Origin of the sequence: Actinomadura macrotermitis, assembly GCF_009604375.1 — a bacterium.
Lineage (GTDB): Bacteria > Actinomycetota > Actinomycetes > Streptosporangiales > Streptosporangiaceae > Spirillospora > Spirillospora macrotermitis.
Genome location: NZ_WEGH01000006.1, coordinates 342,283 through 365,677, shown reverse-complemented (window position 1 = coordinate 365,677; position 23,395 = coordinate 342,283). Strand labels below are relative to the sequence as shown.

Genomic DNA, 23,395 nt, shown 5'->3' with positions numbered 1-23,395 from the left:
TCGCGCCAGGGCCCGCCACCTGCGGATCTTTGTCACGATCGTGAGTAATTTCGGGGCCCAAGTTCTACTTTTGGGGGGATTGCGAGCCATGTGACAGGCTGGTTAACTGTGGCTCCGCTACTCCTCAGTAGAGACGGGGCGCGGGGTCGGGCCCTCGCCGGGGGACGGAAGCAGTGGCGCTCCGCACCGGCCGGGAGTGAACCGCGGACGAACACACCTTTGGATCGGGCGCGAAATCACGATCCCGGAAGGGACTTGGGGAAAGGGGACGGGGACGGCCCGTAGTTGCGTGTTCAGTCGCTTTGCCTCCTGCCCGCGGCCGGAAAGTCCAGCCGCCGTATCGGGCATTAAGAAGTCCCCCTCCGACCGGGAAAGTACCGCTTGATGTCGTCCTCCGAGTACGTTCCTCTTTCCGCCGCCCAGCAGAGCGTCTGGTACGCGCAGCAGCTGGCACCGGAAACGCCGGTCCATATCGCGCTGTACATCGAGATCGAGGGACCGCTCGACGCCGAGCTGTTCGACCGCACCGCCCGTCTCTGCTCGCACGAACTCGACGCCATGCACGTGCGCATCGTCGAGCACGACGGAATGGCGCAGCAGGTCATCGAGAAGGCCCCGGCGTCCATTCCGCTGGTGGACCTGAGCGGCGAGCCCGACCCGGAGGCCGCCGCGCGCGCGTGGATGGACGCGCGCATGCGCGAGCCGCTGCCGATGGACGGCGACCGGCTGAGCGTCACCGCGCTGCTCCGGCTGGCGCCGCAGGTGCACTGGTGGTTCATCCGCTCGCACCACATCATCCAGGACGGCTACTGCGGCCCGATCATCAGCCACCGCGCCGCCGAGGTGTACACCACCCTCCTGCGGGGCGGCGAGTACGTGCCCGGCAGGCTCGGCGACTACCGGAGGCTGCTGGCCGAGGAGGCCGCCTACCGCGAGAGCGAGCGGTTCGAGCGCGACCGGGCGTACTGGCTGGAGCGGTTCGCCGACAAGCCCGTCGCGGCCGGCCTCACCGACGAGATCGCCGGGCCCACCGCCGACTACATCTCCCGCGTCGTCACCGTCCCGCCGGACCAGAGCGAGGCGCTGGCCGCCGGGTCGCGGCGGCTGCGCACCGCCTCCCAGGGCCTGGCGATCGCCGCGACCGCCGCCTACATGGCGCGGATGACCGGCACCGAGGACGTCATCCTCGGCCTCGCGGTCACCGGCCGCGTCACCCGGCTGGCGCTGGAGACGCCGGCGATGATGTCCTCGATCCTGCCGCTGCGGGTTCAGGTGCGCCCGGACATGACGGTCGAGGAGCTCGTCCGCTCGGTCACCCGGGCGAGCGCGCGGGCCCTGCGCCACCAGCGCTACCGGTACGAGGACCTGCGCCGCGACCTGAAGCTGCTCGGCGACCGCCGCCGCATGTACGGCCCGGTCATCAACATCATGGCGTTCGACTACCGGCTGGACTTCGGCGGCACGCCGGGCCGGATGCACGCCCTCACCGTCGGCCCGGTCGAGGACCTGCAGATCAACATCTACGACAACTTCGACGGCAACGGCCTGCGCGTCGACTTCGAGGCCCACCCCGACCTGTACGGCGCGGACGAGGTCGCCGCGCACCACGACCGCTACATCCGGTTCATGCGCGCGCTCGGGGACGCCGACCCGGCCACCCCGCTGCGCGAGATCGAGCTGCTCACCGACGCCGAGCGGCACACGATCCTGCACGAGTGGAACGGCCCCGCGCTGCCGGTGGAGCGCGACGTGCTCGCGCACGAGCTGATCGAGGCGCACGCCGCCCGTACCCCGGACGCGATCGCGCTGACCGCCGGCGACGGGCGGATCACCTACGCCGAGCTGAACGCCCGCGCCAACCGGCTGGCCCGCCACCTGGTGGGCCTCGGCGTCGGCGCCGAGGACCTGGTCGCGGTCGCGCTGCCGCACGACGCGCGCACCGTCGTGGCGACGCTCGGGGTGATGAAGGCGGGCGCCGCCTACCAGGCGCTCGACCCCTCCTACCCGCCCGACCGCGTCGCCTACATGCTGCAGGACGCCGCCCCCGCCTGCGTCGTCACCACCAGCGAGGTGCCGCTGCCGGGCGACGTCGTCCGCGTCGAGCTGGACACCCTGGACCTGGAGGGCACCCCCGGCGGCGACCTCACCGACGCCGAGCGGGTGCGGCCGGTCCGGCCCGGCAACCCCGCCTACATCATCTACACCTCCGGCTCCACCGGCCGCCCGAAGGGCGTCGTGGTCACCCACGCCAACCTGGTGGAGTTCCAGGCCCGGATGCAGCCGGTGTTCCCGCCCGAGCGGATGGCGCGGGTGCTGTTCGGCACGTCGCTGAACTTCGACATCTCGATCATCGAGTGGTACCTGACGCTGTCCAGCGGCGGCTGCCTGGACGTGGTGCGCGACCTGCTGGAGCTCACCGACCGCGGCGGCTGGGAGGGCACCTTCCTCGGCGGCGTGCCCTCGGCGGTCGCCGCGCTGATCGCGCGCGGCTCCCTCAAGCTGGACGTCGGCGACCTGATGCTCGGCGGCGAGGCGCTGTCGCCGCGGCTGCTGCGCGACCTGCGCGCGCTGGCGCCGCAGGCGCGCATCACCAACGTCTACGGCCCCACCGAGATCACCGTCCTGGTCACCGCGTGGATCGACGACGGCGACCCCGCCGCGAACGCGCCGATCGGCGCGGTGCTCGGCAACACCGGCGCCTATGTGCTGGACGACGCGCTGAAGCCGGTCCCGGCCGGCGTGCCCGGCGAGCTGTACCTGACCACCCCCGGCCTCACCCGCGGCTACCTCGGCCGCCCCGACCTCACCGCCGAACGCTACGTCGCCTGCCCCTTCGGCGCGCCCGGCGAGCGGATGTACCGCACCGGCGACGTGGTGCGCTGGCTGCCGGACGGGCAGCTGGAGTTCATCGGCCGCTCCGACCACCAGGTCAAGGTGCGCGGCTTCCGCATCGAGCTCGGCGAGATCGAGGCGGCGCTCGCCGCGCACCCGCAGGTCGGCCAGCACGTGGTGACCGCGCGGCGCGACGCGGCCGACGACACCATGCTGGTCGCCTACGTCGTCCCGGCGGACGACACCGCCCCCGACCCGGCGCGGCTGAAGGCGTTCCTGGCCGGGACGCTGCCCGAGTACATGATCCCGGCGGCGATCGTGGTGCTGGACGCCATGCCGCTGAACCCGGCCGGCAAGATCGACCGCGGCGCGCTGCCCGAGCCGGTCTTCGCCGCCGCCACCACCGGGCGCGGCCCGCGCGACGCCCGCGAGGAGATCCTGTGCGGGATCTTCGCCGACGTCCTCGGCATCGAGCACATCGGCATCGACGACGACTTCTTCGACTTCGGCGGCGACTCCCTCAAGGCCACCCGCGTCGTCTCCCGCGCGCGCGCCGCGCTGGACGTCGAACTGCCCGTCCGCGCCCTGTTCGAGACCCCGTCGGTCGCCGGGCTGTCCGAGCACATCGCGACGGCCAAGGCCGAGCCCGCCCGCCCGGTGCTGCGCCCAGCCGACCGGCCCGACCCGCTGCCGGTGTCGTACGCGCAGGAGCGGCTGTGGTTCCTCAGCCGGCTCGAAGGGCTCACCGCCACCTACAACATGCCGATCCCGCTCCGTCTCACCGGCGCACTGGACCAGGACGCGCTGCGCGCCGCGCTGCGCGACGTGGTGAACCGGCACGAGTCGCTGCGGACGCTGTTCGGCGAGGCGGACGGCGAGGCCTACCAGCGCGTCCTCGCCCCCGGTGAGGCCGACCCGGCCCTGCACATCGGCGGCGTGCCGGACGGCGACCTCCACGGCGCGCTGTTCATGGACGCCACCCGCGGCTTCGACCTCGCCACCGAGCTCCCGCTGCGCGCCCACCTGTACGAGATCGGCCGTGCTGCTTCTGGGGGGGCGACCCCCCAGACCCCCCGAGGGCCGGAGGAGCCGGCTTCGCCGGCGGACGGGCCTCACGAGCACCTCCTCCTGCTGGTCCTGCACCACATCGCCGGCGACGGCTGGTCGATGGCGCCGCTCGCCCGCGACGTCATCACCGCCTACCTGGCCCGCCGCGACGGCCACGCCCCCGGCTGGGCGCCGCTGCCGGTCCAGTACGCCGACTACGCCCTGTGGCAGCGCGAGCTGCTCGGCGCCGAGGACGACCCGGCCAGCCTGGCCGCCCGGCAGATCGCCTACTGGAAGAAGACCCTGGCCGGGCTGCCCGACCAGACGCCGCTGCCCACCGACCGGCCGCGCCCCGACCGCGCGTCCTACCGCGGCGGCCAGGTCTCCTTCGAGCTGCCCGCCGAACTGCACCAGGGCCTGGCCGCCCTCGCCCGCACCCACCAGGTCAGCCTGTTCATGGTGCTGCAGGCCGCGCTCGCCGCGCTGCTCACCCGCCTCGGCGCCGGCACCGACGTGCCGATCGGGTCGCCGATCGCGGGCCGCACCGACGAGGCGCTGGACGACCTGGTCGGCGTGTTCGTCAACACCCTGGTGCTGCGCACCGACACCTCCGGCAACCCCTCGTTCGCCGAGCTGCTCGGCCGCGTCCGCGAGACCGACCTCGGCGCCTACGCCCACCAGGACGTGCCGTTCGAGCGCCTGGTGGAGGTCCTCAACCCGGCCCGGTCGCTGGCCCGGCACCCGCTGTTCCAGGTCATGCTGACCCTGCAGAACAACCCCGAGGCGACCGTCGAGCTGCCCGGCCTCACCGTCGCGGTCGAGCCGGTCGACGCGGGCGTGGCCAAGTTCGACCTGGAGTTCCTGCTGGAGGAGGCCCGGGACGGCTCGGGCGCCCTCGCGGGCACCGTCGAGTACGCGGCCGACCTGTTCGACCGCGAGACCGTCGCCGACCTCGCCGGCTGGTTCCGGCAGGTGCTGGAGGCCGCCGTCGCCAGCGCCGCCGCCGTCACCGTCGGCGGCCTGGAGCTGCCCGGCGCCGACGCGCGCCGCGCCGCCGTCGTCCCCGCGGCGCCCGGGGTGAAGCGGCTGGTCGCCTACGTCGTCGCCGCGCCCGGCCAGACCCTCGACCCCGAGGAGCTGCGCGCCTACGCCCGGCAGAACCTGCCCGAGTCGATGGTGCCGTCCGCGGTGGTGGTGCTGGACGAGCTGCCGCTCACCCCGAACGGCAAGGTCGACACCAAGGCGCTGCCGAAGCCGGAGATCTCGGGCCGTACCGCCCCCTACCGCGCCCCGCGCGACGAGCGCGAGCAGATCGTCGCCGCCGTCTTCGCCGACCTGCTCGGCCTGGACCGCGTCGGCGTCGACGACGACTTCTTCGAGTTCGGCGGCAACTCGCTGATCGCCACCCGGGTGGTCAGCCGGATCCGCCGCGCGCTGGACGTCGAGCTGCCCGTCCGCACCCTGTTCGAGACCCCGACCGTCGCCGGCATCGCCGCGCTGCTGTCCGGCCTGTCCGGCGGCGCCCGGCCCGCGCTGGAGGCGCGCGAGCGGCCCGAGACGGTCCCGCCGTCCTACGCCCAGCAGCGGCTGTGGTTCCTCAACCGGTTCGAGGGCCCGTCGGCGACCTACAACATGCCGATCGCGCTGCGCATCCGCGGCGCGCTCGACCCGGCCGCGCTGCAGACCGCGCTCGGCGACGTCGTCGCCAGGCACGAGACGCTGCGCACGGTGCTGCCCGACAGCGGCGGCGTCCCGCGCCAGCTCGTCCTGGACCCGGCCGCGGCCCGCCCCGAGCTGCAGATCACCGAGACGACCGCGGCCGAGCTGCCCGCCCGCCTCGGCATGGCCGCCGGGTACGCCTTCGACATCTCCGCCGAGCCGCCGCTGCGCGCCCACCTGTTCCGCCTCGCGGAAGAGGAGCACGTCGTCCTGCTGCTGATGCACCACATCGCCGGCGACGGCTGGTCGCTGGCGCCGCTCGCCACCGACGTCATCACCGCCTACACGGCGCGCGCCGGCGGCCAGGCCCCCGGCTGGGCGCCGCTGCCGGTCCAGTACGCCGACTACACCCTCTGGCAGCAGGAGCTGTTCGGGTCCGAGGACGACCCCGGATCGCTCATCTCGCGGCAGATCGCGTACTGGAAGGACGCGCTCGCCGGGCTGCCCGAGGAACTGGAGCTGCCCGCCGACCGGCCGCGCCCGGCCGAGGCGTCCTACCGCGGCGGCACCGCCCGCTTCCGCCTCGGCGCGGGCGTGCACGCCGCGCTGCTGAAGCTGTCGCGCGAGACCGGCGCCAGCCCGTTCATGGTCGCGCAGGCCGCGTTCGCCGCGCTGCTGACCCGGCTCGGCGCGGGCACCGACGTGCCGATCGGGTCGCCGATCGCGGGCCGTACCGACGAGGCGCTGGACGATCTGGTCGGCATGTTCGTCAACATGCTGGTCTTCCGCACCGACACCTCCGGCGACCCGACGTTCCGCGACCTGATCGGCCGGGTCAAGGAGACCGACCTGGCCGCCTACGCGCACCAGGACGTCCCCTTCGAGCGCCTGGTCGAGGTCCTCAACCCGCCGCGCCACCTCGGCCGCCACCCGCTGTTCCAGGTCGGCCTGACCTTCCAGAACAACCCCAAGGCCAAGGTCGAGTTGCCCGGCTTCACCGCCGAGGTCGAGCCGCTGTACGCCGGCGTCTCCCGCTTCGACCTGCTGATGGTCCTGACCGAGGAGGAGGACGGCCTCGCCGGCGAGCTGGAGTACGCGCTCGACCTGTACGACCCGGCTTCCGCCGAGCGCCTCATCACCCGCTTCGAGCGGTTCCTGACCGCGCTGCTGGACGCCCCCGACACCCGCATCGGCGCCGCGCCCGTCCTGTCCGGGGACGAGCGCGCGACGATCCTGGGCGACTGGGCGGGCGGTTCGGCCGTCGGGAAGGCGGAGCGGGCGACGATCCCGGCGCTGTTCGAGGCGCAGGCCGCGGCCCGTCCCGACGCCCCGGCCGTCACCTTCGAGGGCCGCACCCTCACCTACGGCGAGGTCAACGCCGAGGCCAACCGCCTTGCCCGCTACCTGGCCGCCCGCGAGATCGGCGCCGAGCAGTTCGTGGCGCTGGCGCTGCCGCGTTCGGCGGAGCTGGTCGTGGCGATCCTGGCGGTTCTGAAGACCGGTGCGGCGTATGTGCCGATCGACCCGGACTACCCGGCCGACCGCATCGCCCACATGCTGGACGACGCCAAGCCCGTCATCGCGATCACCACGGGCGAGGCCGGATCGGCGCTGCCGGAGGAACTGCCGCGCGTCCTGCTGGACGAGCAGGAGCACTCCGCCTACCTGGACAGCGACCTCGGCGACGAGGACCGTGTCCGGCCGCTGTCGCCCGAGCACCCGGCGTACGTCATCTACACCTCGGGTTCGACGGGTCGTCCGAAGGGCGTGGTGGTCCCGCACCAGAACGTCGCCCGCCTGCTGAAGTCGACCGAGCAGTGGTTCGACTTCGGCCCGGACGATGTGTGGACGCTGTTCCACTCCTACGCCTTCGACTTCACCGTCTGGGAGCTGTGGGGCTCACTGCTCTACGGCGGCCGCCTGGTCGTGGTGCCGTTCCTGACGTCCCGCAGCCCGGAGGACTTCCTGCGCCTGCTGGCGGCGGAGAAGGTCACGGTGCTGAACCAGACGCCGTCGGCGTTCTACCAGCTCATGGCCGCCGACCGGGACAACCCGGGCCAGGACCTGGCGCTGCGCTACATCGTGTTCGGCGGCGAGGCCCTTGAGCTGGGCCGTCTGGACGACTGGTACTCGCGGCACCCGGAGAACGCGCCGACGCTGGTCAACATGTACGGCATCACCGAGACCACGGTGCACGTCTCGTACGTCGCGCTCGACCGTGCCTACGCGGCCACCGCACCCGGCTCGGTCATCGGCGTCGGCATCCCCGACCTGCGCCTTTACGTCCTGGACGACCGCCTCCAGCCCGCCGCTCCCGGCGTGGTCGGCGAGCTGTACGTGGCGGGCGACGGCCTGGCGCGCGGCTATCTCAACCGTCCCGACCTGACCGCCGAGCGTTTCGTCGCCGACCCGTTCGGCGCGCCCGGCACCCGCATGTACCGCACCGGCGACGTCGGCCGCTGGCTGGAAGACGGCCGGCTGGAGTACCTCGGCCGCTCGGACCAGCAGGTCCAGCTGCGTGGCTTCCGCATCGAGCTGGGCGAGATCGAGTCCGCGCTCGCCCGCCACGACTCGGTCGACGACGTCGCCGTCATCGTCCGCGACGACAAGCTCGTCGCCTACGTCGTCGGCACCGAGATCGACTCCGCCGAGCTGCGCAAGTTCGCCGGCCAGGACCTGCCCGACTACATGGTCCCGGCCGTCGTGGTGGAGCTGGACGCGCTGCCGCTCACCGTCAACGGCAAGCTCGACCGCAAGGCCCTCCCGGCGCCCGACTTCGGCGCCAAGGTCTCCGCGCTCGCCCCCCGCACCTCTGAAGAGGAGATCCTCGCGGGTCTGTTCGCCGAGGTCCTGGGCCTGGAGCGGGTCGGCGTGGACGACGGGTTCTTCGACCTGGGCGGCGACTCGATCATCGCCATCCAGCTCGTCTCCCGCGCCCGCCAGGCCGGCCTGGTGATCTCGCCCCGCGAGGTGTTCCAGCACCAGACCGTCGAAGAGCTGGCCGCCATCGCCCAGCCCGTCGGCGAGGGCGAGCAGATCGAGGTCGAGGCCCCCGGCACCGGGACCGGCCCCGTCCCGGTCACCCCGATCGTGGCGTGGCTGCGCGACCGCGTGGACGGCGACGCCTCCCTCGCCGCCGGCTTCCACCAGTCGCTGCTGCTGCGCACTCCCGCCGGCCTCGGCGTGGAGCAGCTCACCGCCGCGTTCCAGAAGGTCCTGGACCACCACGACATGCTCCGCCTCCGCCTGGACGTGTCCGGCGGCGAGTGGCAGCCGGTCGTCCGGGCCGAGGTGTCCGCCGAGGGCCTGGTCACCCGGGTGGACGTGGCCGGCCTGGACGGCGACAAGCTCGCCGCCGTCGTCACCGAGCAGGCCCTGGCCGCCCGCGACCGCCTCGACCCGGTCGCCGGGACCGTGGCGCAGCTGGTCTGGTTCGACGCCGGCGACGCGCAGGGCCGGCTGCTGATCGCGCTGCACCACCTGGTCGTGGACGGCGTGACCTGGCGCATCATCACCCCAGACCTCGTCGCCGCTTGGGCGGGCGCCGAGCTCGCGCCGGTGAACACCTCGTTCCGTCGTTGGGCGCAGCGCCTCACCGCCGCCGCGTCCGACCCGGCGCGCGCCGACGAGCTCGACACCTGGCTCGACATCGTGGACGGCCCCAACCAGCGCCTCGCAGCGCGCGCGCTCGACCCCAGCGTCGACGTCGCCGCCCGCGCCCGGTCGCTGCACCTGGAGCTGCCCGCCGACGTCACCGGGCCGCTGCTCACCGACGTTCCGGCCGCGTTCCACGGCCGCGCCAACGACGTGCTTCTCACCGGCCTCGCCCTCGCCGTCGCGCACTGGCGCAAGCAGCGCGGCGGCCGCGGCACGAGCGTGCTGCTGGACCTGGAGGGCCACGGCCGCGAGGACATCGTCCCCGGCGTCGACCTGTCGCGCACCGCCGGCTGGTTCACCTCGATCCACCCGGCCCGCCTGGACGCCGGCCTCGCTGACTGGGCCGAGGTCGCCGGCGGCGGCGCGGTCGTCGGCGGCGCCATCAAGAAGGTCAAGGAGCAGCTGCGCCAGATCCCGCACAACGGCATCGGCTACGGCCTGCTGCGCTACCTGGACGACGCGGCCGCCGAGGAGCTCGCCGACCTCGCGCCCGCCCAGATCGCCTTCAACTACCTCGGCCGGGTCGCCCCCGGCGCCGAGGGCGGCGACTGGAGCATCGCGCCCGAGGAGCCGCCCGCCGGCGAGGACCCGCGGATGCCGTTCGCGCACCTGCTGGAGATCAACGCCATCACCCGGGACCTGGCCGCCGGCCCCGAGCTGTCGGCCACCTGGACCTGGCCGGACGGGCTGCTCACCGAGGAGGAGGTGCGCGAGCTGGCCGAGGCCTGGTTCGCCGCCCTGCGCGGGCTGGTCGCGCACGTCACCACCGGCGCGGCGGGCGGGTTCACCCCCTCCGACCTGCTGGTGGAGCTGGACCAGAGCGAGATCGACAAGCTTCAGGACGCGTGGAAAGGCAAGTTTTGAACCGGGGGGACCTTGAGGACATCCTGCCGCTGTCGCCGCTGCAGCAGGGGTTCTTCTTCCACGCGCTGTTCGACCGGGACGACACCGACGTCTACACGGCGCAGATCGTCCTGGACCTGGACGGCCCGCTCGACGCCGCCGCGCTGCGCACCGCCGCCGACACGCTGCTGCGCCGGCACGCCAACCTGCGCGCCGCGTTCTGGCACGAGGACCTGTCGCGCCCGGTCCAGGTGATCCCGCGCTCGGTCGAGCTGCCGTGGGAGGAGGTCGAGGCGTCCGGCGACGCCGAGGCCGCCGGCATCGTCGCCCGCGAGCGCGCGCGCAAGTTCGACGTGACCGCGCCGCCGCTGCTGCGGTTCGTGCTGATCCGGCTGTCGGCCGAACGGCACCGCCTGGTGTTCACCAACCACCACATCCTGCTGGACGGCTGGTCCACCCCGGTCCTGGCGACCGAGCTGTTCCTGCTGTACATCCAGGGCGGCCACGACGCCGGGTTCCCGCGCGTCACCCCGTACAAGAACTACCTGGCGTGGCTGGCCGGGCAGGACCGCAGCGCCGCCGAGGACGCCTGGCGCCGCGCGCTGGACGGCGTCGGCGAGCCGAGCCTGGTCGCCCCCGAGGCCGCCGGCCGCCCGCCCGCGCCGCCCGCCCGCACGATCACCACGCTGGACGAGCGGCTCACCAAGAAGCTCGGCCGCGCCGCGCGCCGCCACGGCGTGACGCTGTCGACCGTGCTGCAGGGCGCCTGGGGCCTCACCGTCGGCCGGCTGCTCGGCTCGGGCGACGTGGTGTTCGGCGCGACGGTGTCGGGCCGCCCGCCCGAGCTGCCCGGCGTCGAGCAGATGATCGGCCTGTTCATCAACACGCTGCCGATCCGGGTCCGCTACTCCCAGAACGAGACGCTCGCCTCGCTCATGGAGCGGCTCCAGGACGAGCAGACCGAGCTGCTGGCCCACCACCACCTCGGCCTCACCGACATCCAGAAGGCGTCCGGCCACAACGGCGCGCTCTTCGACACCATGACAGTGTTGGAGAACTACCCGTTCGACCCGGCGTCCATGGACGGGTCGCTGAACGGCGTCCGCATCACCGGGTTCGAGTCCTACGACGCCACGCACTTCCCGCTGTCGTTCGTCGCGGTGCCCGGCGACGAGTTGTCGCTGCGGCTGCACTACCGGCCCGACGTCTACGAGCAGCCGGTCGTGGAGGCGCTGCTCGCCCGCACCCGCCGCTTCCTGGAGGCGTTCGCCGAGGACCCCGAGCGGCTCATCGGCGCGGTGTCCCTGGCGGGGGAGGAGGAGCGCGCGGCGCTGGCGTCCTGGAACGACACCGCCGCCGAGCCGCGCCCCGGCACCCTGGCCGGCCTGTTCGAGCACCAGGCCGCGCAGACCCCCGCCGACGTGGCACTGGTCGCGGGCGGCCAGGCGATCACGTTCGAGGAGCTGAACGAGCGCGCCAACCGCCTCGCGCACGAGCTGATCGCGCGGGGGATCGGCGCCGAGGACCGGGTCGCGCTGGTGCTGCCGCGCACCCCCGAGATCGTCGTGGCGATCCTGGCCGTGCTGAAGGCGGGCGCGGCGTACGTGCCGGTCGACCCCGAGTACCCGGCCGACCGCATCGCCTACATGCTGGACGACGCGCGGCCGGTCCTGACGATCACCGAGGGCCTGGACGTCGCGGGCCGTCCCGCGCACGACCCGACCGACGCCGAGCGCGTCCGGCCGCTGCGCCCCGGCAACGCCGCCTACGTCATCTACACCTCCGGTTCGACGGGCCGCCCGAAGGGCGTGCCGGTGGCGCACTCGGCCGTCCTCAACTACTACGAGGCGCACCGCGCCACGTTCATGGACCCGGAGATCGCGAAGGCCGGGCGGCGCATGCGCTTCGCGCACCTGGCGTCGTTCTCCTTCGACACCTCCTGGCACGGCCTGCTGTGGATGATGCACGGCCAGGAGCTCCACCTCATCGACGACGTCACCCGCCGCGACGTGGAGGCGTTCGCCCGGTACATCGCGGGCGCCGGGATCGACCTGGTCAACACCACGCCGTCGCACTTCCAGTCGCTGCGCGAGTCGGGCCTGCTCACCGCCGCGCACCGGCCGTCCACGCTGCTGCTCGGCGGCGAGGCGATCGGTGACGCGCTCTGGGACGAGCTGCGCGGCCTCACCGGCGTCACCGTCCGCAACTTCTACGGCCCGACCGAGTCGACCGTCGACACCATGAACGCCAAGGTGAGCGACGCGGACCGGCCGGCCGTCGGCGCCCCCTACCGCAACACCCGCGCCTACGTGCTGGACGCGGCGCTGCAGCCGGTCCCGCCCGGCCTGCCGGGCGAGCTGTACCTGGCGGGCGGCCAGCTGGCGCGCGGCTACCTCGGCCGCCCCGGCCTGACCGCCGAGCGGTTCGTCGCCGACCCGTTCGGCGCGCCCGGCGACCGCATGTACCGCACCGGCGACCTCGTCCGCTGGACGGGCAAGGGGACGATCGAGTACCTCGGCCGGGTCGACGACCAGGTCAAGATCCGCGGCTTCCGGGTCGAGCCCGGCGAGATCGAGAACGTCCTCGGCCGCTACGACGGCGTCGCGCACGCCGCCGTCGTCGTCCACGACGGCCGCCTCGCCGCCTACGTCGTCCCCGCCACGGTGGACGTCGCGGGCCTGCGCCGCTACGCCGCCGCGCACCTGCCCGACTACATGGTCCCCTCGATCACCGTGCTGGAGGCGCTGCCGCTCACGGTGAACGGCAAGCTCGACCGCAGGGCCCTCCCGGCGCCCGACGCCGCCGCGACCGTGAGCCGCGCGCCGCGCTCGCCGCAGGAGGAGATCCTGTGCGGGCTGTTCGCCGAGATCCTCGGCGTCGCCCGCGTCGGCGTCGACGACGGGTTCTTCGACCTCGGCGGCGACTCGCTGGTCGCCACCCGGCTGATCAGCAGGATCCGCTCCACGCTCGGCGTGGAGCTGCCGGTGCGCGCGCTGTTCGAGGCGCCGACCGTCGCCGGCCTGGCCGAGCGCGTCGCGCGGGCGTCCGGCACCGCCCGGCCGCCGCTGGTGCGCGCGGACCGGCCCGAGACCGTCCCGCTGTCGTACGCGCAGCAGCGGCTGTGGTTCCTCAACCGGTTCGAGGGGCCCTCGGCGACCTTCAACATGCCCGTCGCGCTCCGCCTGAACGGCCGCCTGGACCGCGACGCGCTGCAGGCCGCGCTCGGCGACGTCGTCGCCCGGCACGAGCCGCTCCGCACCGTCTTCCCCGACGCCGCGGGCACGCCGCGCCAGCTCGTCCTGGACGCCGCGTCCGCCCGCCCGGCCATCACCGTCGTGCACACCGACGAGGCGTCGCTGCCGATGGAGCTCGCCGCCGTCGTCGGCCAGGGCTTCGACCTGTCGGTGGAGCCGCCGCTGCGGGTCCGCCTGTTCGACCTCGGCGACGACACGCAGGTCCTGACGCTGGTCCTGCACCACATCGCCGGTGACGGCTGGTCGATGGCGCCGCTCGCCCGCGACGTCATCCTCGCCTACGCCGCCCGCGCCGAGGGCCAGGCGCCGCAGTGGGCGCCGCTGCCGGTCCAGTACGCCGACTACGCCCTCTGGCAGCGCGAGCTGTTCGGGGCCGAGGACGACCCCGAGTCGCTCATCTCGCAGCAGATCGCCTACTGGAAGAAGACCCTCGCCGGGCTGCCCGACCAGCTGGAGCTGCCCGCCGACCGGCCGCGCCCGACCGAGGCGTCCTACCGGGGCGCCACGCTCGCCTTCGAGCTGGACGCCGACCTGCACGCGGGCCTGCTCACCCTGGCCCGCGAGTCCGGCGCCAGCCTGTTCATGGTCATGCAGGCCGCCTATGCCGCGCTGCTGACGCGGCTCGGCGCGGGCACCGACATCCCGATCGGTTCGCCGATCGCGGGCCGTACCGACGAGGCGCTGGACGATCTGGTCGGCATGTTCGTCAACATGCTCGTGCTGCGCACCGACACCTCCGGCGACCCGACCTTCCGCGACCTGATCGCCCGGGTCAAGGAGACCGACCTCGCCGCCTACGCGCACCAGGACCTGCCGTTCGAGCGGCTCGTCGAGGTGGTGAACCCGGCCCGCTCGATGGCCCGCCACCCGCTGTTCCAGGTCGTGCTGTCCTTCCAGAACAACCCCGAGGCCAAGCTGGAGCTGGACGGCCTGTCCGGCGGCGCCGAACCGCTCGGCTCCGGCGTCGCCAAGTACGACCTGTCCCTCTACCTGGAGGAACGCCAAGGCGGCAACGGCGCCCCGGCCGGCATCGAGGCCGGGCTGGAGTACGCGCTCGACCTGTTCGACGCCGACACCGCCCGGTCGATTGCGGACCGCTTCGAGCGCCTCGTCCGCGAGCTGGTTGACGCCCCGGACGCCCCGATCGGCACCGCCGACATCCTGGACCGCGCCGAGCGCCGCACCCTCCTGCGCAAGTGGGCGGGCGGTTCGGCCGTCGGGAAGGCGGAGCGGACGACGATCCCGGCGCTGTTCGAGGCGCAGGCCGCGGCTCGTCCCGACGCCCCGGCCGTCACCTTCGAGGACCGCACCCTTACCTATGGCGAGGTGAACGAGCGCGCCAACCGGCTCGCCCGCCACCTCGTCGCGCAGGGCGCAGGCCCTGAGCGGTTCGTGGCGCTGGCGCTGCCGCGTTCGGCCGAGCTGGTTGTAGCGATCCTGGCGGTTCTGAAGACCGGTGCGGCGTATGTGCCGATCGACCCTGATTACCCGGCCGACCGCATCGCCTACATGCTCGACGACGCCAAGCCCGTCCTCACCGTCGACTCGGTAGAGGTGGACGGCGACTACGCCGGCACCGACCTGACCGACGCCGACCGCCTCGCGCCGCTCACCCCGGACAACCCGGCGTACGTCATCTACACCTCGGGTTCGACAGGCCGTCCGAAGGGCGTGGTGATCCCGCACCAGAACGCCGTGCGGCTGCTGCGCTCGACGGAGCAGTGGTTCGATTTCGGCCCGGACGATGTGTGGACGCTGTTCCACTCCTACGCCTTCGACTTCTCGGTGTGGGAGCTGTGGGGGCCGCTGCTGTACGGCGGCCGGCTCGTGGTCGTCCCCTTCCTCACCAGCCGCAGCCCGGAGGACTTCCTGCGTCTGCTGGCGGCGGAGAAGGTGACGGTGCTGAACCAGACGCCGTCGGCGTTCTACCAGCTGATGGCCGCCGACCGGGACAACCCGGGCCAGGATCTGGCGCTGCGTTACATCGTGTTCGGCGGTGAGGCCCTCGAACTCGGGCGTCTGGACGACTGGTACTCCCGGCATGCCGAGGACGCGCCGACGCTGGTCAACATGTACGGGATCACCGAGACCACGGTGCACGTCTCGTACGTCGCGCTCGATCGCGCCTACGCGGCCACCGCACCCGGCTCGGTCATCGGCGTCGGCATCCCCGACCTCAAGGTCTACGTGCTGGACGACCGGCTCGAACCGGTCCCGGCAGGCGTCGTCGGTGAGCTGTACGTGGCCGGCGACGGCCTGGCGCGCGGCTACCTGAACCGTCCCGACCTGACCGCCGACCGTTTCGTCGCCGACCCGCACGGCAAGCCGGGCACCCGCATGTACCGCACCGGCGACCTCGGCCGCTGGCTGAAGGCCGGGAGGTCGGACGGGGTCGGTTGGTCGGGTGAGATGGGCCGCCTGGAGTACCTGGGCCGCGCCGACCAGCAGGTCCAGCTGCGTGGCTTCCGCATCGAGCTGGGCGAGATCGAGTCCGCCCTCGCCCGCCACGACTCGGTGTCGGACGTCGCCGTCGTCGTCCGCGACGAGAAGCTGATCGCCTACGCGGTCGGCACCGGCATCGACTCGGGCGAGCTGCGCCGTTTCGTCAACGAAACGCTGCCGGACTACATGGTCCCGGCCGTCGTCGTCCCGCTGGACGCGCTGCCGCTGACCTCCAACGGCAAGCTCGACCGCAAGGCCCTGCCCGCGCCCGACTTCGGGGCCAAGGTCTCCTCCCGCGCCCCGCGCACCTCCGAGGAAGAGACGCTGGCGGGTCTGTTCGCCGAGGTGCTGGGCCTGGAGCGGGTCGGCGTGGACGACGGGTTCTTCGACCTGGGCGGCGACTCGATCATCGCCATCCAGCTGGTGTCGAGAGCCCGCCAGTCCGGCCTGGTCATCTCGCCGCGCGAGGTCTTCCAGCACCAGACCGTCGAGGAACTGGCCGCCATCGCCCAGCCCGTCGGCGAGGGCGAGCAGATCGAGGCCGAGCCGCCCGGCGCGGGCGTCGGCCCCGTCCCCGCCACCCCGATCATGCGGTGGTTCCAGAAGCTGCACGGCCCGGTCGACGGCTACAGCCAGCGGATGCTGCTGCAGGTCCCGCCGGGCCTGGACCTGGACGCGCTCACCCGCGCGCTCCAGACCGTCCTGGACCACCACGACATGCTCCGCCTGCGCTACGACGGCGCGGGTTTCGAGGTCGCCGAGCCCGGCACGGTCGACGCCGCGGCGCTCGTCCGCCGCGTGGACGGCATCGACCACGCCACCCTGCGCGCCGAGTCGCTGGCGGCCCGCCGCCGGCTCGACCCGGCCGCCGGGACCATGGTCCAGCTCGTCTGGTTCGACGCCGGCCCGGACACCTCCGGGCGGCTGCTGCTCACCGCGCACCACCTGGTCGTGGACGGCGTCTCGTGGCGGATCGTCCTGCCGGACCTGGTCACCGCGTGGGCCGGGCAGGAGCCGCAGCCGGTCGGCACCTCGTTCCGCCGCTGGGCGCAGCGCCTGGCCGCCGAGGCGTCCGACCCCGCGCGCGTCGCCGAGATCCCGCTGTGGACCGAGATCCTGGCCACCCCGGACCCGGCGCTGGCGGACCGGCCGCTGGACCCGGCGGCCGACACCTTCGGCACGGCCCGCCACCACACCGTGGATCTGCCCGCCGAGGTGACCGGCCCGCTGCTCACCGACGTCCCGGCCGCGTTCCACGGCCGCGTCAACGACGTGCTGCTGACCGGCCTCGCGCTCGCCGTCGCCGAGTGGCGGCGCGAGCGCGGCGGCACCGACGAGCCCGCGGTGCTGATCGACCTGGAGGGCCACGGCCGCGAGGAGATCGTGCCCGGCGTGGACCTGTCGCGCACCGCCGGCTGGTTCACCTCGATCTTCCCGGTCCGGCTGGACGCGGGCGGCGTCGACTGGGCCGAGGCGGTCGCGGGCGGCCCGGCCGTCGGCACCGCGCTGAAGAAGGTCAAGGAGCAGCTGCGCGAGCTGCCCGACAACGGCATCGGCTACGGCCTGCTCGCCGAGCGGCTGCCGGAGCGGACGCCGCAGATCGCGTTCAACTACCTCGGCCGCACCGCCGCCGCCGAGGCCGCCGACTGGAACCCGGCGGGCCAGGCCGACCACGACGCGCTCGCCGGCGGCCAGGACGACGCCCTCGCCCTGGTGCACGCGATCGAGGTCAACGCGCACACCCGCGACCTGCCGTCCGGGCCCGAACTGAGCGCCACCTGGACCTGGGCGGGCGGCCTGTTCGCCGAGGCCGAGATCGCGGACCTGGCGGACCGCTGGTGCGCCGCGCTGCGCGGCCTGGTCGCGCACGTCGTGGACGCCCCGGCCGACGGGCCCGTCGGCGGCTTCACCCCGTCCGACCTGGCGCTGGTGGAACTGGACCAGGACGAGATCGACGACTTGGCCGCCGAGCTCGACGGCGAATGGGAACTGGAGTAATGGCCGAACCGAAGAAGCAGTCGCAGCTCGAGGACGTCCTGCCGCTGTCGCCGCTCCAGCAGGGCCTGTTCTTCCACGCCCTGTTCGACACCGGCCAGGACGTCTACACCGCGCAGATCGTCTTCGAGCTGACCGGCCCGCTCGACGCCGCCGCGCTGCGCGCCGCCGCCGGCACGCTGCTGCGCCGGCACGCCAACCTGCGCGCCGGGTTCCGCCAGCGCAAGGAGGGCACGCCCGTCCAGGTCGTGCACCGCCAGGTGCGGACGCCGTGGGAGGACGTCGACCTCACCGGCCTGCCCGAGGCCGAGCGGGAGGCCGCGGCCGTCGCGATCGCCGCCCGCGAGCAGGCCACGCCGTTCGACATGACGCGCCCGCCGCTGCTGCGCTTCGTCCTGATCAAAATGGGCGAGGACCGGCACCGGATGGTGTTCACCAACCACCACATCCTGCTGGACGGCTGGTCCACCCCGATCCTGCAGACCGAGCTGTTCGCGCTCTACCTGACCAAGGGCGACGACACCGGGATGCCGCGCGTCACCCCGTACAAGAACTACCTGGCGTGGGTCGCCAAGCAGGACCGCGCCGCCGCCGAGGACGCCTGGCGCCGCGCGCTGGACGGCGTGGAGCAGCCCACCCTCGTCGCCCCCGACGCCGGTCCTCCCGGGGAGACGGTCCCGGGCCGCGTCCGCGTCGCGCTGCCCGAGGAGCTGACCGCCGCCCTGGCCGCGCGTGCCCGCGCGCAGGGCGTCACCCTCAACACCGTCCTGCAGCTCGCCTGGGGCCTGGTCCTCGGCCGCCTCACCGGCAGCACCGACGTGGTGTTCGGCGCGGCCGTCTCCGGGCGCCCGCCCGAGCTGCCCGGCGTCGAGCAGATGATCGGCCTGTTCATCAACACGCTGCCGATCCGGGTGAAGGTCCGTCCCGCCGACACCGTCGCGGACGCGCTGCGCACCCTCCAGGGCGAGCAGGCCGACCTGATGGCGCACCACCACGTCGGCCTCGCCGACATCCAGCGCCTCTCGGGAGTCGGGACGCTCTTCGACACCATGACGGTGCTGGAGAACTACCCCTTCGACCCCGACGCCGCCGGCACCGACCTCGGCGGCCTCACCCTGAACGCGCTGGACGGCTACGACGCCAGCCACTACCCGCTCGCCCTCGCCGCCGTCCCCGGCCGCGAGCTGTCGCTGCGGCTGGACCACCGCACCGACCTGTTCGGCGCGCCCGCCGCCGAGAAGATCATGGGCCGGCTCGTCCGGGTGCTGGAGGCGATCGCGCACCGCCCGGACACTCCGCTCGGCCGCGTCGACGTGCTGGACGACGCCGAGCGGGCCCTCGTCCTGGACGGCTGGCAGGGCCCGGTCACCGGCCGCGCCGCCCAGGACACCATCACCGCCCGGTTCGCCGCGCATGTCGCCGCCACCCCGGACGCCGTCGCCGTCCGCGAGAACGGCGTCTCGATCACCTATGCCGAGCTGGACGCCCGCGCCAATCGCCTTGCACACAAGCTGATCGGCCTCGGTGTCGGCCCCGAGACGCGCGTGGCGATGCTGCTGGACCGGTCCGCCGACGTCGTCGTGGCGACGCTGGCGGTCGTCAAGGCGGGCGGCGTGTACGCGCCGATCCACCACAGCTACCCCGCCGACCGGATCGCCTGGGCGATCGAGGAGGTCGCCGCGCCCGTCCTGCTGGTCGACCCGGTCACCGCCGGACGCGTCGCCGACCTCGGCACCGGCGCCCGCACGGTCGTGGTCGACGGCGACGTGGACGGCCCGTCCACCGCCCCTGACGTGCGGATCCACCCCGAGCAGGTCGCCTACGTCCTGTTCACCTCCGGCTCGACCGGGCTGCCCAAGGGCGCCATGGTCCGGCACCGCGACGTCGTCGACCTCGCCGACGACGCGACCATGCGCAACGGCGCCCACGACCGCGTGCTGATGCACTCGCCGCACGCCTTCGACGCCTCCACCTACGAGATCTGGATGCCGCTGCTGCACGGCGGCACCCTGGTCGTCGCGCCGAAGGGCCAGCTCGACGCCGCGACCCTCGAAGAGGTCGTCAACGCCGAGGACGTGCAGGGCCTGTTCATCACCACCACCCTGTTCAACCTGGTCGCCGAGGAGCGCCCGCAGGTGTTCGCGCACCTGAAGGAGGTCCTCACCGGCGGCGAGGCCGGGTCGGTCGCCGCCATGCGCAAGGTCCTGGCCGCCTGCCCCGGCACCGAGGTCGGCAACGTCTACGGCCCGACCGAGTGCACCACCTACACCACCATCCTCGGCATGCGCGCGCCCCTCGAAGCGGGCGAGACCATGCCGGTCCTCGGCAGTCCCATCGACGACATGCGCGTCTACCTGCTGGACGAGTCGCTGCGGCCCGTCCCGCCCGGCGTGACCGGCGAGGCCTACATCGCCGGCGCCGGAATGGGGCGCGGCTACCTGAACCGGCCCGTCCTCACCGCGGAGCGGTTCGTCGCGAACCCGTTCGGCGCGCCCGGTGAGCGCATGTACCGCACCGGCGACCTGCTGCGCTGGCGTGAGGACGGCACCCTCGAATACGTCGACCGCGCCGACTTCCAGGTCAAGATCCGCGGGTTCCGCATCGAGCTCGGCGAGATCGAGGCGGCGATCTCCGCTCACCCGGCCGTCGCCAACGTCGCCGTCCTCGCCCGCGAGGACGAGCCCGGCGCCAAGCGCCTGGTCGCCTACGTCCTGCCCACCGCCGGCCACGAGGTCCCCGACCTGCGCCGGTACGCGGCCGAGCGGCTGCCCGACTACATGGTGCCCGCCGCGTTCGTCGTGCTGGACACCTTCCCCACCGGCCCGACCGGCAAGCTCGACCGCCGCGCGCTGCCCGCCCCCGACTACGGCCAGGCGCTCGCCGGACGCGCCCCCGCCACCCCCGAGGAGGAGACCTGGTGCGGGCTGTTCGCGCAGGTCCTCGGAGTGGAGCGGGTCGGCGCCGACGTCAGCTTCTTCGACCTCGGCGGCGACAGCATCGCCGCGCTGCGCCTGGCCACCCAGGCCCGGCAGGCCGGCCTGGAGCTGACCCCCAAGGACGTGTTCACCCACCAGACCCCCGAGGCCCTGGCGACCCGCGACGCCGGCGCCGACCTCGGCTTCGAGGTGCTGCTGCCGATCCGCGCCACCGGCTCGCGGCCGCCGCTGTTCTTCGTCCACCCGGCGGGCGGCCTGGCCTGGAACTACTTCCAGTTCCAGCGCCACCTCGGCCCCGACCAGCCCATCTACGGGCTGCAGGCGCGCGCCTTCACCCAGTCGGAGCTGCCGGGCTCGGTCGAGGAGATGGCCGAGGACTACCTGGGGCTCATCCGCGGCGTCCAGCCGCACGGCCCCTACAACCTGGCCGGCTGGTCCCTCGGCGGCCTCATCGCCTACCAGATCGCCACCCGGCTGCAGGACGACGGCGAGGAGGTCGCGCTGCTGGCGATGATCGACTCCTACCACGGCCTGGACCTGGACTCGGAGAAGCGGCAGATCCTGCCCGAGCTGCTGCTCGGCATCGGCGTGGACGCCACCATGCTGGCCGAGGACGGCAACCCCGACCTGGACCAGATCATGGGCGTGCTGGCCGAGCGCGGCGACGCCCTGTCCACCCTCGGCGAGGACGACCTGGTCAACGTCTACCGCAACTACGAGAACGGGGTGCGCCAGGCCGAGGAGTACCGGCCCCGCCCCTTCCGCGGCGACCTCGTCTTCTTCACCGCGCTGCAGGGCCGCACCGAGGACTCGCCGACCGCCCGCGCCAACTGGGCGCCGCTGGTGGACGGCGAGATCGAGGACTACCCCCTCGACGTCGAGCACCACCACCTGATGGAGCCCGGGCCGGCCGCCGAGATGGGCGCCGTCCTCGCCGCCAAGCTCGACAAACTACATTCGACCCGCCGATAACCTGACGTATCACCACCCCCACCGCCGGAAGGACCCCCGATGACCAACCCGTTCGAAGACCCCGAGGGCCGCTACCTGGTCCTGGTCAACGACGAGGGCCAGCACTCGCTGTGGCCGTCGTTCGCCGAGGTCCCCGCCGGGTGGACGGTCGCCAAGGCCGAGGACACGCGCCAGGCGTGCGTGGCCTACATCGACCAGAACTGGACCGACCTGCGGCCGAAGAGCCTGATCGAGGCCATGGGTGGCTGACGGCGCCGAGCTGCGGGTGCCCGCCGTCACCGAGTGGGCGATGGAGATGCTCGACCCCGCCGACCTGCGCGCCGCGCCGCCGCCGGAGGTCGAGATGACCTTCTCCCGGGCGCGCGTCCCCTCGCCCGACGTCAGCCGGGCGCTGTACGCGGCCGTCGGCGCCCGGGTCTGCTGGACCGACCGGTTCTCCTGGACCTACCGGGACTGGGAGACCTGGGTGTCGCGCCCCGAGCTCGGCACCTGGCTCGTCCTGGCCGAGGGGACCCTCGCCGGGTTCTTCGAGCTGGAGGCGCAGCCCGGCGGCGACACCGAGATCCACCTGGTCGGGCTCACCCCGGCGTTCGTCGGCCGCGGCTGCGGCGGCCACCTGGTCGAGCAGTGCGTCCGCCGCGCCTGGGCGCGCGGCGGCGACTGGGCCGAGCACGCCGGGCCCGCCACCCGGGTGTGGCTGCGCACCAGCACCCTGGACCACCCGAACGCCCTCGCCAACTACCGGCGGCGCGGCTTCAAGGTCGCCGCCGAGGCCACCGGGCCGAAGACGGTCCCCGACCCCCGGCTGGCGCCCTGGCCGCTGCCGGACGACCCGCGCACCGCCCGGACCGCCGACCTGGTCGACGAACTGATCACGTGAGCGAAGCGAGGAACTGAAATACCGTGAGCGGAGCGAACCAGGAAGCAGGGCAGTGGTTCCGCCCCGGAACGCATCGAGGAGCTTGATCATGAAGTGGTTCCGCTGCCCCGACCCCCGTCCCTGGGCGTCGATGCGGCTGTTCTGCCTGCCGCACGCGGGCGGGTCGGCGGTGTTCTACCGGACGTGGGCCAAGGAGATCAGTCCGGCCGTCGAGGTGCACGCCGTGCAGTACCCCGGCCGCGCCGACCGGATGACCGAGCCGCTGATCGGTGACGGGCACCAGCTGGCCCGCCTCATCGCCGGCGCGATGGCGCCGCTGCTGGACCGGCCCGCCGCGCTGTTCGGGCACAGCATGGGCGCGGTGCTCGGCTACGAGGTGGCGCGGCTGCTGCAGGAGCGCGGCCACCCGCCGGTCCACCTGTTCGCCTCCGGCACCCGCGCCCCGCACGACCGCGGTGACGAGCGCGTCTCCGACCGCGACGACGACGGCCTGGTCGAGGCGATGGCCAAGCTCGGCGGCACCGACGCCGAGGTGCTGCAGGACGCCGAGCTGCGCGAGCTCGTCCTGCCCTACGTGCGCAACGACTTCAAGCTGGTCGAGGACTACGCGCACCGCGCCGCGCCCCGCCTCACCGTGCCGGTCACCGCCGTCATCGGCGACGCCGACGCGCACGTGTCGCGGGAGCAGGCCGCCCGCTGGGCCGAGGTCACCGACGGGCGGTTCGCCCTGAAGGTGCTGCCCGGCGACCACTTCTACCTGGTGCCGCAGCAGTCCGAGGTGATCGGCGAGGTGCTGCGGACGCTGGAGGTCCCGGCCCGCTGACAGCCCGAAACCGGACGGGAAGTCCAATATCGGCCCCGGCTGGGCCTGTGCCGCG

Annotated in this window: 6 protein-coding genes; all 6 read left to right on the top strand. The window is 73.5% G+C overall.

Features of this window, described 5'->3' with window-relative positions:
- Positions 1 to 384 precede the first annotated feature (384 nt).
- The 6 genes from ACRB68_RS38115 to ACRB68_RS38090 all read left to right on the top strand — a co-directional run bounded on the left by ACRB68_RS38115 (position 385) and on the right by ACRB68_RS38090 (position 23,340).
- Positions 385 to 10,059, top strand: a complete 9,675-nt coding sequence (locus ACRB68_RS38115) for a non-ribosomal peptide synthetase (RefSeq protein ID WP_153541482.1) — start codon at positions 385 to 387, stop codon at positions 10,057 to 10,059.
- Positions 10,056 to 17,732: a non-ribosomal peptide synthetase gene (locus tag ACRB68_RS38110; protein ID WP_153541480.1), complete on the top strand. Its 7,677-nt coding sequence runs from the start codon at positions 10,056 to 10,058 to the stop codon at positions 17,730 to 17,732. Before ACRB68_RS38115 ends, ACRB68_RS38110 begins: the two co-directional genes overlap by 4 nt.
- On the top strand, positions 17,732 to 21,637 hold the full coding sequence (locus ACRB68_RS38105; RefSeq protein WP_153541478.1) for an amino acid adenylation domain-containing protein: 3,906 nt from the start codon (positions 17,732 to 17,734) through the stop codon (positions 21,635 to 21,637). Before ACRB68_RS38110 ends, ACRB68_RS38105 begins: the two co-directional genes overlap by 1 nt.
- Positions 21,638 to 21,676: 39 nt before the next feature.
- Positions 21,677 to 21,886, top strand: coding sequence for an MbtH family protein (locus ACRB68_RS38100; protein WP_153541476.1), 210 nt, complete (start codon positions 21,677 to 21,679; stop codon positions 21,884 to 21,886).
- On the top strand, positions 21,879 to 22,517 hold the full coding sequence (locus ACRB68_RS38095) for a GNAT family N-acetyltransferase (protein ID WP_328595296.1): 639 nt from the start codon (positions 21,879 to 21,881) through the stop codon (positions 22,515 to 22,517). Before ACRB68_RS38100 ends, ACRB68_RS38095 begins: the two co-directional genes overlap by 8 nt.
- Positions 22,518 to 22,605: 88 nt before the next feature.
- Positions 22,606 to 23,340, top strand: coding sequence for a thioesterase II family protein (locus ACRB68_RS38090; RefSeq protein ID WP_153541474.1), 735 nt, complete (start codon positions 22,606 to 22,608; stop codon positions 23,338 to 23,340).
- The last annotated feature ends 55 nt before the right edge of the window (positions 23,341 to 23,395 follow it).

Bases quoted from the DNA above. Each gene is read 5' to 3' on its own strand.
- ACRB68_RS38115 (WP_153541482.1), top strand. From the start codon at position 385: ATGTCGTCCTCCGAGTACGTTCCTCTTTCCGCCGCCCAGCAGAGCGTC.
- ACRB68_RS38105 (WP_153541478.1), top strand. From the start codon at position 17,732: ATGGCCGAACCGAAGAAGCAGTCGCAGCTCGAGGACGTCCTGCCGCTG.
- ACRB68_RS38090 (WP_153541474.1), top strand. From the start codon at position 22,606: ATGAAGTGGTTCCGCTGCCCCGACCCCCGTCCCTGGGCGTCGATGCGG.
- ACRB68_RS38100 (WP_153541476.1), top strand. From the start codon at position 21,677: ATGACCAACCCGTTCGAAGACCCCGAGGGCCGCTACCTGGTCCTGGTC.